The sequence below is a fragment of the Pseudomonas chlororaphis subsp. piscium genome (genome assembly GCF_003850345.1).
In the GTDB taxonomy this organism is placed as follows: Bacteria; Pseudomonadota; Gammaproteobacteria; order Pseudomonadales; family Pseudomonadaceae; genus Aquipseudomonas; species Aquipseudomonas piscium.
Genome location: NZ_CP027707.1, coordinates 2465003 through 2480350 on the forward strand (window position 1 = coordinate 2465003; position 15348 = coordinate 2480350).

The window sequence follows — 15348 nt, forward strand, 5'->3', positions numbered from 1 at the left end:
CCGTCAGTCGTTGGGCGGGCGATTACTTGCGCACGGTGCGCTGTTCGATGCGTTTTTCGAACGTGCCGCAAATGATCCGGTCGACGTAGATGCCGGGGGTGTGGATCTGCGTCGGGTCCAACTCGCCCGGTTCGACGATCTCTTCGACCTCGACCACGGTGATCTTGCCGGCGGTGGCCGCCAGCGGGTTGAAGTTCTGGGCGGTGTGGCGGTAGACCACGTTGCCGAAGTGGTCGGCCTTCCAGCCTTTGACGATGGCGAAGTCGCCGGTGATGGACTCTTCCATCAGGTAGGCACGGCCGTTGAATTCACGGGTTTCCTTGCCGTCGGCGACCGGGGTGCCGACGCCGGTGGCGGTGAAGAAGGCCGGGATACCGGCGCCGCCGGCGCGCATTTTCTCGGCCAGGGTGCCTTGGGGGGTCAGTACCACTTCGATTTCGCCGCTCAGCAGTTGCTTCTCGAACAGGGCGTTTTCACCGACGTAGGAGGCCACCACCTTGCTGATCTGCCGGTCCTCCAGCAGCACGCCGAGGCCGAAGCCGTCGACGCCGCAGTTGTTGGAGACCACGGTCAGGTCGCGGGTGCCGCGACGCTTGATCTCGGCGATCAGGTTTTCCGGAATGCCGCACAGGCCGAAGCCGCCGGAGATCACGGTCATGCCGTCCTTGAGACCTTCGAGGGCTTCCTCGTAGGACGCCACGCGCTTGTCGAAACCTGCCATCTGCACATCCTCTTGTTATTGGTATTTGCGTTGCCAGCCGGCTGGCTGACCGTATGAATAGAGTGGACAGCAGTGTTGCGCCGAGGAATTCATTTGTTAAGTTTATTTTTAAGGTTGATTGATTTATAAAACAGAACAATTGGCCGCAAGCCGCAAGCCGCAAGCCGCAAGCCGCAAGCCGCAAGCCGCATCTAGCTTGCAGCTGCCTCTTTCTTGGAGCTCCGAATGACCGTCAAACAGATCCGCGCCTTCCTGGCCGTGGCCCAGAGCCTGAGTTTCGCCGTGGCCTGCGAGCGCCTGCACCTGTCGCAGTCGGCCCTGAGCCTGACCATCAAGGCCCTGGAGGACGGCCTGGGCGGGCGGCTGTTCAGCCGCAACACGCGCAACGTCGCCCTGACCCCGGAAGGCGAGGCCCTGGTGCCCCTGGCGCGGCGCCTGATCGCCGACTGGGACAACGCCGAGGACGAACTGCGCCAGCGCTTCACCCTGCAACGCGGGCGGGTGACCCTGGCGGCCATGCCGTCCTTTGCCGGCAACCTGCTGCCGCCGATTCTCAAGACCTTTCGCGCGCGGTACCCGCAGGTCAACGTCACGGTCAACGACGTGATCAACGAGCAGGTGCTGGAAATGGTCCGCGATCGCCAGGTGGAACTGGGGGTGGCTTTCGAGCCGCAGCAAAGCGCGTCGCTGCAATTCACCCCGCTGTACATCGACCGCTTCGTCGCCGTGGTGCCCAGCGATTCACCCCTGGCCAACCTGAAGGACATCGATTGGCAGTCGCTGCTGGAACAGCCTTTTATCACCCTGCAACGACCGTCCACGGTGCGGGTGATGCTCGAAGAACATCTGCGGGCGCGGGACATGAAACTGCCGGTGGAATTCGAAAGCCATCAACTGGCGACGGTGGGGCGCATGGTTGCCAGCGGTCTTGGCGTCAGCGCGGTGCCGGCCCTGTGCGCCGGGCAGATGCGCGAGCTGGGCGCCCGCTGCATCACCCTGCGCGACCCGGTGGTGGAGCGGGCCATCGGCGTGCTGACCAACCCCGGGCATGAACTGTCGAGCGCGGCCCAGGCGCTGTTCGACATTCTGCGCGGGGCCGGTCTGGCCGAGCGCCTGTCGGTGGCCTCCTAGGAGGTCAGGCGCTCGGCCAGCAGCGGCAACAGCTGCTCGCAGGAGGCGGCAATCTTCAGGTCCAGCAGTTCGTCGGCGCGGGTCTTGCCGAAGTTGATGGCGATCAGCGGCTTGCCCTGGTCGGCCATGACCTTGCACAGGCGAAAGGCCGAATAGGCCATCAGGGACGAACCCACCACCAGCAAGCCGGCGGCCTGTTCGGTGCTGTGCATGGCTTTGGCGGCGGTGGCCTGGGCCATGTTCTCGCCGAAGAACACCACATCCGGTTTCAGCCGCTCGCCATCGCAATGGGGGCAGCGGGGCACCTGAAAACGCTCTTCGAACATCGGGTCGAGCAGGGTGTCGCCGTCAGGCGCCTGCACCGCGTCGACGCCAGCCAGATAAGGGTTGTGCAGTTCCAGCAACTGCTGGATCGCCTGCCGATCGCTGCGTTGGCTGCAATCGAGGCAGACCACCCGGTGCAGATTGCCGTGCAGTTCGATCACGTCGCGGCTGCCGGCTTGATCATGCAGGGTGTCGACGTTCTGGGTGATCACCCCGGCGATCTTCTGCCGCGCCTGCAAATGCGCCAGGGCCTCGTGGGCCGCGTTCGGCCGCGCCTGGCGGATCCGCGGCCAGCCGAGCATGGCCCGCGCCCAGTAGCGCCGCCGGGCCTTGGGCTCGGCCAGGAACTCCTGGTACATCATCGGTTGGCTGCCGCGACGCACGCCGTCGTTGTCGCGGTAGTCGGGAATGCCCGAAGGGGTGCTGATGCCGGCGCCGGTGAGGACCAGGAAGGGGCGCTCGGCCATCAGTCGCTGCAACTGCTCCAGAGGGTTGTCCAGGCTGTCGGTCATGTGCGTCCTCCTACTCTGGTGGTGGCGCTGCGGACCGCAGCGAGGCCATACCTTGTGCCTGACGAGGAGTTTAGACAAGGGCGCGGGAGCTGGACGGTGGTGCCGCCGTCCAGCTTCCCGGGGAGGCGATTCAGGAGGACTGCGCGCTGTCGTCCTGGGGTTCTTCGCTGGTTTCTTCTTGCCCCGGCAGTTCGGTGATCACGCTGAAGTCACTGACTTCCACCGCGCCCAGGCCGTAGCCCAGCAGGTGGAAGGAGAAGGCCTTGCGCGATTCCGGGTTGGCGAAGCTGAAGTCCATTTCCAGCGGCTGGTCGGGGGTGACCAGCATCTCTTCCGGCAGGCCCAGGGCCACGTCCTGTTCGCGCTCCTTGCCCTTGAGCAGGATGTAGGCGTTCTGCTGCGGGTCGGCCGAGCGCACGGTGAAGCGCACGCGGGTCAGCGAGCCCTTGGGCATTTCCAGGTACTGCGCGCCGATCAGGTTGTCGGCCCAGTCGTCCTTGATCTGCGCTTGCAGCGGGATGATCGCCGGGCTGCCGAACTGGTAGTGCAGGTTCAGTGGCGATTGCAGCAGGGTGCGGTCCAGGCCTTCGGCCCGGGCGCTGATCTGGCGCGCCCGCAGGCCGCCGTACTGGCCCTTGAAGGTGGCGCTGTCGGCGATAAAGCCGGGGCTGGCGTAGTAGCGGCAGCGCTGCTGGAAATCGCATTCGGTCAGGGTGCCCTGGCCATCGTGATAACGCAGCTTGCCGTTGGTGTAGGACATGATTTCCCGGCCCAGGGTGTAGTCACGGAATAGCGAGCGACCGCTGAGGCTGTCCGGTACCTGGAAACCGAAATAGTCGAGCACCGAGGCGCTCAGGTCGACATGGCCGTAGGTCCCGGACTTGAGTTTGGGTAACTGCGCCTGCTCCGGGGCGAGCATCAGGTTGAAGCCCCAGGACGATGCCAGGCGCACGCCATCGATGCCGTGGGACTCATCCGAGGTGATCACCACCAGGGTGTCCTTCAGCACGCCCTGGCGCTCCAGCTGGTCCATGAACTGGCCGATGGCATCGTCCAGGTAGGCCACCGCGGCCTGCTTGGGTGTGTCGAAGCGGTTGAGGTATTCCTCCGGCGCGGAGTAGGGCTGGTGGGTGCCGACGGTCAGCAGGGTGAGCATCCACGGCTGCTTCTGCTTTTTCAGTTGGCCGACATAGTCCAGCGCGCCTTCGAAGAAGGCCTTGTCGTCCTTGCCCCAGGGGAAGTCCAGGTAGTTGGCGTTGCTGAACCACTCCAGGCCGTGGGTCGAGTCGAAGCCGATATGCGGCATGATCTTGTCTTTGGCCATGAAGCGCAGGCCGGCGCCTTGCAGGTAATGGGTATTGAAACCCTGCTTGCGCAGTTGGGCCGGCAGGCAGGCCTGGTTGCGCTGGCTTTGGGTCAGCAGCTCGATGCCCTTGGGCGTACCGTTGTCGAGCTTGTCGTAGTCGCCGCAGAGCATGGCGTACAGGCCGCGGATGGTCTGGTGGCTGTGCAGTACGTAGTCCGGGGTGTTCATGCCGCGTTCGGCCCAGGCGCTGAGCTTGGGCATCAGGTTGTCCTGGTAGCGGCTGTGCAGGGCCTCGCGGTTGGTCTTGATATAGGCCCCGGGAATGCCTTCCAGGGCGATCACCAGCACGTTGCGCGCCTGGCCCGGGGCGGCCAGCAGCGGCTCGCCGTCGAGGTCGAGCTGGGTCAGGCCGGCCATCTGCACCGGCAGTTCGGGCACGTCGCCTTCCAGCCATTGTTCCAGCTGCACCTGGCCTTGGCCGGCCGCGGCCGCGAGCAATTGGTGCGGCAGGTTGAACAGGCGCCATTGATCGGTTTCGCTGGGGTTCAGGTATTGCACGCCGCCATGGGCCAGCCACAGCAGCACCGGGGCGGTCCAGGCATGGCGCGGCAGGCGCGGGGCGCGGGTGCCGCGGGCTGCCCATTGCACGGCCAACCACAACGCCAACCCGGACAGCAGCGCCGCCGCCAGCCAGGGATGGGCCAGGCCGCCGCCGGTGGAGTTGCCGACGAACTGCGGGTCGAACAGGTAATGCAGGTCAGAGGCATTAGGCAGGCGGCCCACGGCGCTGACCAGCTCGGCGCTGGCGATGCTCAGCAGGGCCCACACCAGCAGCACCGGCAAGGCCAGCCACCAGGGCCGGCGGTACAGCAGCAGGGTCAACAGGCCCGCGGTGCCCAGGTCCGAGAGATAGCCCAGGGGATCGGACCAGCCGAGCAGCGCACGCGCCACCAGGGGCACGAGCAGCACCAGGCTCAGCAGTGCGCCGAGGGGCGCCAGGGGATGATGGAAAACACGCCGGATGAAATTCACAAAAAACCTGCCAGTCATTAAATCGTCACGCAAATGTGCGCCATGGTAACAACAGCTGGCGGCAAGACGTTTCTTATTCGAGAAGGAAATAAGGTTCCGGGCCGCTGGCGAAACAGCCCGGGGGGCTGCAGGACAGTGGCTTGAAGCCCGTATTCAGGCACTTGGCGGCGGGGCCAGGGAAGGAGGGGATGGCGCTTGGATTTACTATTTCAGAGTGTTTAAAGACGCGCGGCGTCAGGGTTCAGCTGGCCCACTTGATGATCAGCCGGGCGAAAAACGCGCCGCTGACGATCACCGCGAACAGCCGCAGGGTCTGCATGGCCAGCACCAGGCCGACGTCGGCGTGGGTGTCCACCGCGATGATCGTCATGGCGTCCAGGCCGCCGGGGCTGGTGGCGAGGTAGACCGAGAGGAAGTCCTTGTCCAGCCAGTGCGCCAGCAGCCAGGCCGACAGCGCACAGAGGGCGATCAGCAGCACCGCGCCGAAGATCATCGCCGGCAGGCGGGTCCAGACGTAGCGCAGGGTCGGCCGGTCGAAGCGCAGGCCGATGTAGCAGCCGATGGCGCCGTAGGCCAGGGCCAGCAGCCAGCCGGGCAGGGTGATGTGCAGCAGCCCGGAGATCTGCAGCGCGCCGCCAATCAGCAGCGGCACCAGCAGGGCCCCGGCCGGCACCCGCGAACCGAGCAGCACGCCCAGCACTATGGTGCCCAGGGTCAGGCCGAGGTTGAGCAGGGTGAAGGTCTGCAGGACCACCTCGGTGCTGTGGGCCTGGCTGCCGCCGGCCGGGACGCCGATCCAGTGGCTGGCCAGGGCGCCGATCATCACCACGCACACCACCCGCACGTACTGCATGGTGGCCACCACCCGCGAGTCGGCGCCGAAATCGTCGGCCATCGCCACCATGGCCGAGGCCGCTCCCGGAGCGGTGCCCCAGGCCGCGGTGCTGGGTGCCAGGCCGCCTAGACGCACCAGCGCCAGGCCGACCAGGGCGCTGAGGCAGACGGTGAGCAGGGTGGCGAACAGCATCACATGCCAGGACTGCGCCATCGAGGCCAGCACCGCCATGGTCATGGAGTGGGCGGCCAGGACCCCGACCGAGCCCTGGCCGAGGCGGAAGGCCTGGCGCGGCACGCGGATGCTGGCGCCGCTGACGCCGAAAGCGATAGCCACCAGCATCGGCCCGAGGAACTGCCCGGCAGGCACTTGGAAATGTTTTAGCAACTGCCCGGCGCCGCCGGCGAGGATCAGCAGCGCCAGCCATTGCAGGGCAAGGGGCCAGGCGGACAGGGACAAAGGCGAGGGACGAGGCAAGGGCATTCTCCAGCGCGCTGGCCGTTCCTGTTGCGGGACCGTTGCTACCAGCGCTTCGGAGCAAATTATTGATAGCGCAATTGATCAAGTCCAGTTTCTAATTGTGATCAACCAATAACTCTGGTTTATCGATTATGGACCTGCGCGACCTGACCTATTTCGAAACCATCGCCGAGCTCGGCCACCTCGGACGCGCGGCGCAGAAGCTCAATCGCAGCCAACCGGCGCTGACCAAAAGCATCCAGCGCCTGGAGGAGTCCTTCGGCACCAAGCTGTTCGAGCGCGACGGACGGCGGATCAAGCTGACGGCGGTGGGCGTGTTGCTGCAACAGCGTGCCCGGCAGTTGCAGCAGAACATCGCCGAGACCCATCGCGAGGTGCGCGATTTTGCCAGCGGCGTGCTCGGCAATATCCGCCTGGGCTGCGCCGCCAGCATGGCCGAACACCTGCTGCCGCAGATGACCGCGACTTTGCTGGAGCGCGCTCCGGACATCACCCTGAACCTGGTGATCGGCCAGGACGACGTGCTTCGCGAATCCCTGCGCTCGGGGCGCCTGGACATGGTGATCTGCCCGCTGTTCGAGGGCGACCCGCACCTGAGCCACCACACTCTGTTCGAAGACCAGGCCGTGGTGGTGGCCAGCCGCGACCATCCGGTGTTCGGCACGCCGATGCGCCTGCGCGACCTGTGCGACTACCGCTGGGTGCTGCCGGGGACCGGGGTCTCGGCCCGGCGCTGGATCGACAACGTGTTCCAGAGTCACAAGCTGCCGTTGCCGTCGGTGCAGATCGAGACCAACACCATCTCCCTGCTGCCGCGGCTGATCGCCAAGACCGGGCTGCTGAGCTTCCTGGCCCGGGAAACCCTGGACGACTTCAAGGGCATCGCCCACCTACGGGAAGTGCCGCTGGCGCAAACCCGCATGCATCGCAGCATCGTGGTGCTGGTGCGGACCGAAGGCTACCTGTCGCCGGCGGCCCAGTTGCTGCTGGATCTGCTCAAGCAGGATGGGCGGCAGTTCTTCACCGCGGGTTGATCCGTGCCTGATAACCGGCTGAGCGCCGGGGGCTTTTGTGTAGGAGCAGCCGGTCGACGCTCGATTGCTCGCGATAGCCGGCAAAGCCGGCGCTATGGCAGCCAATGCGCGACATCAGGTAAACCGCATGCATAGGTTTTGCGACCGCTACGCGGTCGATCGCGAGCTGTGTGCTCAGGCAGGGCGGTTTGCTTGCTGGTCGATCAGTGTGCGGAGCTTTCCGTCAGCGAGGCGGGAATGTCCCGCATGGCGTGCAGGACGCGCCACACGTCAATGTGGTCATCGTGCCGGGCGTAGAACACCAGATAGGGATAGCGGCTTAGTGGCCAGTAGAGAAGCCCTGGCAAGTCGAGCTCATGGGTGTAGCGGGAAAGGCCTGAGGCCGGATGCCGGGCGATATGGGCATAGGCGGCTTGCAGATCGTCGATGAAACCCAAGGCTGCCTGCTCGGCCTGTTGAGCCAGGTAGTAATCGATAGCGTCCTCTACATCCTGATTGGCCAGAGCCCTTGGAATGACCCGCTGTGCCTTCATTCCTTACGAACCCTGGCGCGCAGAGCGTCGAAGTAATGACCGTCCACCGGAGTGCCAGGAGCCGACTCAGCCCCTGCCAGTAGCAGGCCGCGCAGGTGCTGTCGATCCTGATCCTTGCGGATCAGCTCCCGCACGTACTCGCTGCTGGTGCTGTAGCCCCGCTGGCTGACCTGATCATCGACGAAGGCCTTGAGGGCCTCTGGCAGAGAAATGTTCATGGTGCTCATGGTTTTGTCCGCTTTTGACAAAATTTGCCAAAGTATACGCCGCTAACCTGGCCTTGCCACAGTCGATGAAGAGGAGTCCCACTGTGCCCGATTGCGGCGAGCGAGTCGGCGGGATGCTTGCGATGCAGGAGCCGGCTTGTGGGCCTCTTCGCCGACAAACTGGCTCCTGCGGGGGATGGTATTGGGGAGGAGAGGGCTTATTCGCCGCGAATGTACTGTTCCAGCTGGCGGATCAGGTCGGCCTGTTCGGCGATGGCTTCCTTGACCAGGTCGCCGATCGACAGCAGACCCAGCAACTGGCCGTCTTCCACCACCGGCAGGTGCCGCAGGTGGCTGTCGGTCATGATGCCCATGCAGGTTTCCACGCTCTGGTGCGAGTCCACGGTGATCACCGGCGAACTCATGATCGCGCTGACCGGCGTGCCCACCGAGGAGCGGCCGTGCAGCACCAGTTTGCGCGCGTAGTCGCGTTCGCTGATCACCCCGACCACTTCGCCGTTCTGCATCACGGGCAGGGCGCCGACGTTCTTCTCGGCCATCAGCATTAGCGCCTCGAGCACCATCTGGTGGGGCGCGATGGTGTGCACTTGCTGGTTGTGCTTGGCCTTCAACTTCAGTACTTCAGCGACGCTCTTCATGGGGCGCTCCTGTTGTTTTGCCTGGGACGGCCTGGCGCCGCCCCGCGGGGGTCTCTACAGAATCGTAGAGACTGAACGAAGGGGCAAGGTTGAAAGCGGCGCCCACAGAAGGAAAAACGTCACTGAATCGTTTCTTCCCGGAAAGCGCCCCATCCAGGGGCGTCCAGGCGCCGCTCAATGGCCGAAGCGCGCCAGGGAAAACGCGCTCAAATCGATCTCGCTGCGCCCATCCACCAGCCGCTGGGCCAGGGCTTCGCCAATCGCCGCCGAGTGCTTGAAGCCGTGGCCCGAGCAAGCGCTGACCACCGTGACATTGGCCAGGCGCGGATGCTCGTCGATGATGAAGTGCGAGTCCGGGGTCACGGTGTAGGCGCAGACGGCGGACTTCACCAACTGCGGCGTGACCCCGGCGATATTGGCCAACACCAAATCGCGATACATCGTCTCGCTCTGCGCCGCGCTGACCTGACGGTCCAGGCTGTCCGGCGTCGAGGTCTCGCTGTACTGCTCGGTGGCGATCTTCATGCTGCCTTCGCCGGGGATCGGCGGGAAGCCGTAGCAGGTCTGCTCGTCGCTGGCGCCGTGGACGATAAAGCTCGGTGACTGCTCGGGGAAGATCAGCGGCTCCGCCAACTGGTACCAGTACAAGGTCTGCCGGCACACTCGCAGCAGCTTGTCGAAGGGCGCGCCGAGCAATTGGCTGGACCACATGCCGGCACAGACCACGACTTTTGCCGCGCTGATGCGCCGGTTCTGGCAGGTGACCTGTACCCGGCCCGGGTCGCTGTCGATACCCAGCACCGTCTCGCCGGTGATCAGGGTCGCGCCCAACTGGCGGGCCAGGTTCAACTGCGCGTCGATGCAACGCTCCGGCCGCACATAACCGCCGCCGGGTTCGAAGTAACCCAGGGCGCTGTCGTGGATCGGCGCGAACTGCGGGAAGCGCTGGCGGATCTGCGCGGCGTCCAGCGCCTCATGCTCGATGCCGAATTGGCGGGCCAGGGCCAGGGTGTTTGCGGTGAAGTCCGGGGTGCCGTCCTGGCCGGTCGGGGTGGCGCTGGAGGTCATCACCAACACGCCGCATTGCTCGAACAACGGCTGCTCTGTCGGCACATCCAGCTCGGCTTCCAGCTCGCGCCAGATCTGCTGCGCGCGGATCGCCAGCGGCACATAGGCAACGCCTTCGCCCACAGCCTGGCGGGTGATGCGGGTGTCGCCATGGCTCGAACCCTGGTCATGGGGCGGGACAAAACGGTCGATGCCGGCCACCTTCCCCCCGCGCTTGGCCAACTGGTACAGGGTCGCGGCGCCCATGGCGCCCAGGCCTACTACAACAACGTCGAACTCGGGTGTCTGCATGGCAGTGTCCTTGAAAGTGGCGGCTCAGCGGCGATTGATGTTGGCCAGGGTCATGGGCGCGATGAGCCGGTGGAACGGCGCCACCGGCAGCATGTACAAGCGCCCCAACAGGTTGTGCGGATGGACCACGGTGGACAGCACTACCGGGCGTTGGCCCTCGGCGGTCAGCGGCAGGCGATTGAGGGACAGGTACACGTCCAGGTGCTTGTCGCGGTCCACCACCAGTACCTCGTCGGGGGCCTGGGCAACCAGGGTGAAGATGCCGACCCGATCGTCCGGCCGGTAATCTTCGTCCGCCCTGGCCAGGTCGATGCGTGTCAGGCGCCCCAGGTCCTTGAGGCCGAACAACTGCACCACGCGGTTGCGCAGGCCCATCATCCGGTCGATCCAGGCCGGGGTCTGGCTCATCAGGTTGAGCAGGTGGCGCATGGCCGTGCGGTCGGGGTCGTTGGCCAGCACCTGGCGGCAATCGATGAAGCTCGCCCCGATGGCCAGGTTGGCAATGCTGGACTGGCTGGGCAATGGGCAAGGCTGGACGGCGGTCTGCATCGATACGGTTCCCTGTAAAAGTGGCGGTGCCCGGCTGCACCGCAAGCGGCGAAAAATATCATTGTTTGGGGTTGGGAGGACCCGCCGGATGATGCCGCGCCCCTGTAGCCGCTGCCGAGCCCGCGAGGCTGCGACAAGGCCCGCAGGGCCTTCAGCGGTCTTGAAATCGCCGCGCCCCTTCGGGTCGTACGCAGCCTGCGGCAGCGGCTACAGGATTTTGTGCGGCCTGAAAGCAAAAAAGGCGCCCGAGGAGGGCGCCAAGGAGTCACCTGAGCCGAGGGAGCCAGGTGAGCCCGTTCGCAGGCGTGTCGCGGTGGTAAGGCGCGACTGAACGGAAGAGGGCTGCAGCGCCCGCCGCGATGGTCGGGCGGGCGCGATGTGTCATTTGCCGAGCTTGATCCGCGTCCAGCCACGGTTCATCACGCGCTGGATGGCGATCGGCTGGTCGGGCACCGCGTACAGGGTGGCGAGCACCGCTTGCGGCGGGTACGAGGCCGAGTCGTTGCGGATGGCTTCGTCCACCAGCGGCGTGGCGGCGGCGTTGGCGTTGCTGTAGCCGAGGCTGTTGGTGACCTCGGCGATGATGTCCGGGCGCATCAGGAAGTTCATGAACAGGTAGGCGTTGTCGACGTTGGTCGCGTCCTTGGGCATGGCCATCATGTCGTAGAAACTGCCGGCGCCTTCCTTGGGAATACTGAAGGCGACCTTCTCCTTATTGCCGGCCTCTTCGGCGCGCGAGCGGGCCTGCAGCACGTCGCCGGAGTAACCCACGGCCACGCAGATGTTGCCGTTGGCCAGGTCGGAAATGTACTTGGAGGAGTGGAAGTAGGTCACCGAAGGACGGATCTTCATGAACAGCGCCTCGGCCTCGAGGATCTGCGCCTTGTCCTTGCTGGTCACCGGGTAGCCCAGGTAGTGCAGGGCGGCGGGGAGCATTTCCGTCGGCGAGTCGAGGAAGCTGATGCCGCAGGCCTTGAGCTTCTCGGCGTTCTCCGGCTTGAACAGCAGGTCCCAGGAGTTGGTTGGCGCGTCGCTACCCAGCACCGCCTTGACCTTGTCCGGGTTGTAGCCGATGCCGATCGAGCCCCACATGTAAGGGAAGGCATGGGCGTTGCCCGGGTCGCTGGCGGCGGCGTTCTGCAGCAGCACCGGGTTGAGGTTCTTCCAGTTCGGCAGCCGCGACTTGTCCAGTTCCTGGTAGACCCCGGCCTTGATCTGCTTGGCCAAAAAGCTGTTGGAAGGGACCACTATGTCATAGCCGGACTTGCCGGTGAGCAGGCGCGCTTCCAGGGTTTCGTTGCTGTCGAAGACATCGTAGGTGACGTGGATGCCGGTCTCGGCCTCGAACTTTTTCAGGGTGTCCGGGGCGATATAGTCCGACCAGTTGTAGACACGCAGCTCCTTGTCGCTGGCTTGAGCGCCGGTCACCATCGCGCCCATCAAGGACAGGGTCAGCATGGTTTTGGCGAACAGTATCCTGCCAAGCATTTTCATCGGTACAACTCCATTTCTTATTGTGCAGATGGCTGCATTCGCAACGCGGTGTATCAGGTTGCACGCCTTCGCCAGCCGGTTGGCTGGCGAAGTTGGTTAATGAGGATTCAGGCCGTCGCTTGCATCCGTGGGCTTGCCGGTTGATAGGCTTCGTTGGCGGTGTATTCCATGGCTTCCTGGATCGCCCGCTTGCGGGCCGCTTCGGCGCGACGGCCGAAGTACCAGACCAGGAAGGTCACCAGCGACACCGCCAGCAGGATCAGGCTGGCCACCGCGTTGATCTCCGGCTTCACGCCGAGGCGCACCGCCGAGAACACTTCCATCGGCAAGGTGGTGGAGCCCGGACCGGAGACGAAGCTCGCCAGCACCAGGTCGTCCAGGGACAAGGCGAAGGACATCATGCCGCCGGCCGCCAACGAGGGCGCGATCATCGGGATGGTGATCAGGAAGAACACCTTCCATGGCCGCGCGCCCAGGTCCATGGCCGCCTCTTCGATGGACAGGTCCAGCTCACGCAAGCGCGCGGAGACTACCACGGCCACATAGGCGGCGCAGAATGTGGTGTGGGCGATCCAGATGGTGACGATGCCACGCTCCTGCGGCCAGCCGATCATCTGCGCCATGGCCACGAACAGCAGCAACAGCGACAGACCGGTGATCACTTCCGGCATTACCAGCGGCGCGGTGACCAGGCCACCGAACAGGGTGCGGCCCTTGAAGCGGGTGACCCGGGTCAGCACAAAGGCCGCCAGGGTGCCCAGGGCCACCGCGGCAATCGCGGTGTAGCAGGCGATCTCCAGGGAGCGCACTACCGAGCCCATCAACTGCTGGTTATCCAGCAGGCCGACATACCACTTCACCGACCAGCCGCCCCAGACCGTCACCAGCTTGGAGGCGTTGAACGAGTAGATCACCAGGATCAGCATCGGCAGGTAAATGAACGCCAGGCCGAGCACCAGCATCAGGCTGGAAAATCCGAAACGTTTCATGCCCGTCCCTCCATCTCTTTGGCCTGGCTGCGGTTGAACAGCAGGATCGGAATAATCAGGATCGCCAGCATCACCACCGCCAGGGCGGAGGCCACCGGCCAGTCACGGTTGTTGAAGAACTCCTGCCACAGCACGCGGCCGATCATCAGGGTCTCGGGGCCGCCCAGCAGTTCGGGAATCACGAACTCGCCGACCACCGGAATGAACACCAGCATGCAACCGGCAATGATGCCGTTCTTGGCCAGGGGCACGGTGATTTTCCAGAAGTTGTTGAAGTTGCTCGAACCCAGGTCCGAGGCGGCTTCCAGCAGGCTCTGGTCGTGCTTGACCAGGTTGGCGTACAGCGGCAGCACCATAAATGGCAGGTACGCATACACCACGCCGATATAGACCGCGGTGTTGGTGTTGAGGATTTCGATCGGCGCCGAGGTCAGGCCGCTCCACATCAGGAAGCCGTTGAGCAAACCGTTGTTGCTGAGGATGCCCATCCAGGCATAGACGCGGATCAGGATCGCGGTCCAGGTCGGCATCATGATCAGCAGCAGCAAGACGTTCTGCGTCTCCTTGCTGGCCTTGGTGATCGCGTAGGCCATGGGGAAGCCGATCACCAGACACATCAGGGTGCTGAGCAGGGCGACTTTCAGCGAGCCGAGGTAGGCCGAGATATACAGCTCGTCACCCACCAGCAACGCGTAGTTGCCGACGTTGAGCAGCAGCTGGAATTTCTGTTCGGCGAAGCTGTAGATCTCCGAGTAGGGAGGGATGGCCAGGGCCGCTTCCGAGAAGCTGATCTTCATCACCAGGAAAAACGGCAGCATGAAGAACAGGAACAGCCAGAGGAACGGAATGCCGATCACCAGCTTGCGACCGCTGGGCAGCACACGGGTCAAACGCCGATTGAGAGTGCTCATGGTTAACGTGCTCATGTGCGCAGTACCACGCCGCTGTCGTCTTCCCACCACACGTAGACCTGGTCGTCCCAGGTCGGCCGCGCGCCACGGCGTTCGGCGTTGGCCATGAACGACTGGACGATCTTGCCGCCAGGCAGCTCGACGTAGAACACCGAATGCCCGCCGAGGTAGGCGATGTCATGCACCTTGCCCTGGGACCAGTTGTAGCGGTGCTCGGGCCGGGTGGTGCTGACCAGCATCTTTTCCGGGCGGATAGCGTAGGTCACCGACTTGTCCTGCACCGAGGTGCTGACGCCGTGGCCGACGTAGATCTTCTGTTCCAGCTCCGGGCAATGAATCACCGCGTGGCCTTCCAGGTCTTCGATGACGGTGCCGTCGAAGGCGTTCACGTTGCCGATGAACTCGCAGACCATACGGCTGACGGGGGCCTCGTAGATGTCCACCGGGCTGCCGATCTGGGCGATCCAGCCCAGGTGCATGATGGCGATGCGCTGGGCCATGGTCATGGCCTCTTCCTGGTCGTGGGTCACCATCACGCAGGTCACGCCGACCCGTTCGATGATCTCCACCAGTTCCAGCTGCATCTGCGAGCGCAGCTTTTTATCCAGGGCGCCCATGGGTTCGTCGAGCAGCAGCAGCTTCGGCCGCTTGGCCAGGGAGCGGGCCAGGGCCACGCGCTGGCGCTGGCCGCCGGACAGCTGGTGCGGCTTGCGCTTGGCGTACTGGGTCATGTGCACCAGCTTGAGCATCTCGGCCACGCGGGCATCGATCTCGGCCTTGGGAATCTTGTCCTGCTGCAGGCCGAAGGCAATGTTCTGGGCCACGGTCATGTGCGGGAACAGCGCGTAGGACTGGAACATCATGTTGATCGGCCGCTCGTAGGGCGGCATGTCGGTGATGTCCACGCCGTCCAGGTAGATACGCCCCTCCGTCGGCCGCTCGAAGCCCGCCAGCATGCGCAGCAGGGTGGACTTGCCGGAACCCGAGCCACCGAGCAGGGCGAAGATCTCGCCCTGGTGAATGTCCAGGGACACATCGTCCACGGCCACGGTTTCATCGAACTTCTTGGTCACGCGGTCGACTCTCACCAGCACCTTCTGCGGTTGCGGGTGACCTTCCAGAGCCTTTCTGTACGTGCTGGAGGCGTTTGCCATGTGGAACTCCCAACAGATGTCAGTCGTCGGGCCAAAACGGCCCGGCTTAATAGATGGATGACAAACCCGCGGTGGCGGGTTTATTCGGCGCTGCCGTCCTGGCGGCCTGACGCTGGTTA

15 protein-coding genes are annotated in these 15348 nt (G+C 64.5%); 2 read left to right on the top strand and 13 right to left on the bottom strand.

The annotated features are described in order from the left end of the window. Window positions 1-22 precede the first annotated feature (22 nt). Window positions 23-721, bottom strand: coding sequence for a CoA transferase subunit A (locus C4K38_RS11500; protein WP_007920583.1), 699 nt, complete (start codon window positions 719-721; stop codon window positions 23-25). A 225-nt stretch (window positions 722-946) separates the two neighbouring features. On the opposite strand from C4K38_RS11500, the gene C4K38_RS11505 reads away from it, so the two are divergent. Next, on the top strand, window positions 947-1852 hold the full coding sequence (locus C4K38_RS11505; protein WP_053278439.1) for a LysR family transcriptional regulator: 906 nt from the start codon (window positions 947-949) through the stop codon (window positions 1850-1852). On the opposite strand, the gene C4K38_RS11510 is transcribed toward C4K38_RS11505, so the two are convergent. From C4K38_RS11510 to C4K38_RS11520, 3 genes are all read right to left on the bottom strand, one after another. Continuing rightward, on the bottom strand, window positions 1849-2688 hold the full coding sequence (locus C4K38_RS11510; protein ID WP_053278440.1) for an NAD-dependent protein deacetylase: 840 nt from the start codon (window positions 2686-2688) through the stop codon (window positions 1849-1851). The two genes, C4K38_RS11505 and C4K38_RS11510, sit on opposite strands and share 4 nt — an antisense overlap. 130 nt (window positions 2689-2818) lie before the next feature. Then, entirely contained in the window at window positions 2819-5026 is a 2208-nt protein-coding gene (locus C4K38_RS11515) for an LTA synthase family protein (RefSeq protein WP_414860342.1), read from the bottom strand. A 241-nt stretch (window positions 5027-5267) separates the two neighbouring features. Continuing rightward, complete coding sequence (locus tag C4K38_RS11520) at window positions 5268-6344, bottom strand: AbrB family transcriptional regulator (protein WP_053278442.1); 1077 nt, start codon at window positions 6342-6344, stop codon at window positions 5268-5270. Between the two features lie 128 nt (window positions 6345-6472). On the opposite strand from C4K38_RS11520, the gene C4K38_RS11525 reads away from it, so the two are divergent. Next, complete coding sequence (locus tag C4K38_RS11525; protein ID WP_053278443.1) at window positions 6473-7375, top strand: LysR family transcriptional regulator; 903 nt, start codon at window positions 6473-6475, stop codon at window positions 7373-7375. Window positions 7376-7578: 203 nt separating this feature from the next. Here the strand turns inward: C4K38_RS11525 and C4K38_RS11530 are convergent, their stop codons facing one another. From C4K38_RS11530 to C4K38_RS11570, 9 genes are all read right to left on the bottom strand, one after another. After that, window positions 7579-7908 (bottom strand): type II toxin-antitoxin system RelE/ParE family toxin, encoded by a 330-nt coding sequence (locus tag C4K38_RS11530; protein ID WP_053278444.1) that lies wholly within the window; start codon window positions 7906-7908, stop codon window positions 7579-7581. Further along, entirely contained in the window at window positions 7905-8135 is a 231-nt protein-coding gene (locus C4K38_RS11535; protein ID WP_053278445.1) for a type II toxin-antitoxin system ParD family antitoxin, read from the bottom strand. The genes C4K38_RS11530 and C4K38_RS11535 overlap by 4 nt, the downstream gene beginning before the upstream one ends. Before the next feature lie 197 nt (window positions 8136-8332). Beyond that, entirely contained in the window at window positions 8333-8773 is a 441-nt protein-coding gene (locus C4K38_RS11540) for a CBS domain-containing protein (protein WP_007930897.1), read from the bottom strand. A gap of 174 nt (window positions 8774-8947) precedes the next feature. Continuing rightward, window positions 8948-10132: an N-methyl-L-tryptophan oxidase gene (gene solA, locus C4K38_RS11545; protein ID WP_053278446.1), complete on the bottom strand. Its 1185-nt coding sequence runs from the start codon at window positions 10130-10132 to the stop codon at window positions 8948-8950. Window positions 10133-10156: 24 nt separating this feature from the next. Next, a complete protein-coding gene (locus C4K38_RS11550; protein ID WP_053278447.1) occupies window positions 10157-10681 on the bottom strand; it encodes a DUF2867 domain-containing protein in 525 nt (174 codons plus the stop codon). A 381-nt stretch (window positions 10682-11062) separates the two neighbouring features. Then, a complete protein-coding gene (locus C4K38_RS11555) occupies window positions 11063-12175 on the bottom strand; it encodes a polyamine ABC transporter substrate-binding protein (RefSeq protein WP_053278448.1) in 1113 nt (370 codons plus the stop codon). Window positions 12176-12282: 107 nt separating this feature from the next. Next, window positions 12283-13164: an ABC transporter permease subunit gene (locus tag C4K38_RS11560; RefSeq protein WP_025805375.1), complete on the bottom strand. Its 882-nt coding sequence runs from the start codon at window positions 13162-13164 to the stop codon at window positions 12283-12285. After that, a complete protein-coding gene (locus C4K38_RS11565) occupies window positions 13161-14042 on the bottom strand; it encodes an ABC transporter permease subunit (RefSeq protein ID WP_164485211.1) in 882 nt (293 codons plus the stop codon). The genes C4K38_RS11560 and C4K38_RS11565 overlap by 4 nt, the downstream gene beginning before the upstream one ends. Window positions 14043-14086: 44 nt before the next feature. Further along, entirely contained in the window at window positions 14087-15229 is a 1143-nt protein-coding gene (locus tag C4K38_RS11570; RefSeq protein WP_009048285.1) for an ABC transporter ATP-binding protein, read from the bottom strand. Between the last annotated feature and the right edge of the window lie 119 nt (window positions 15230-15348).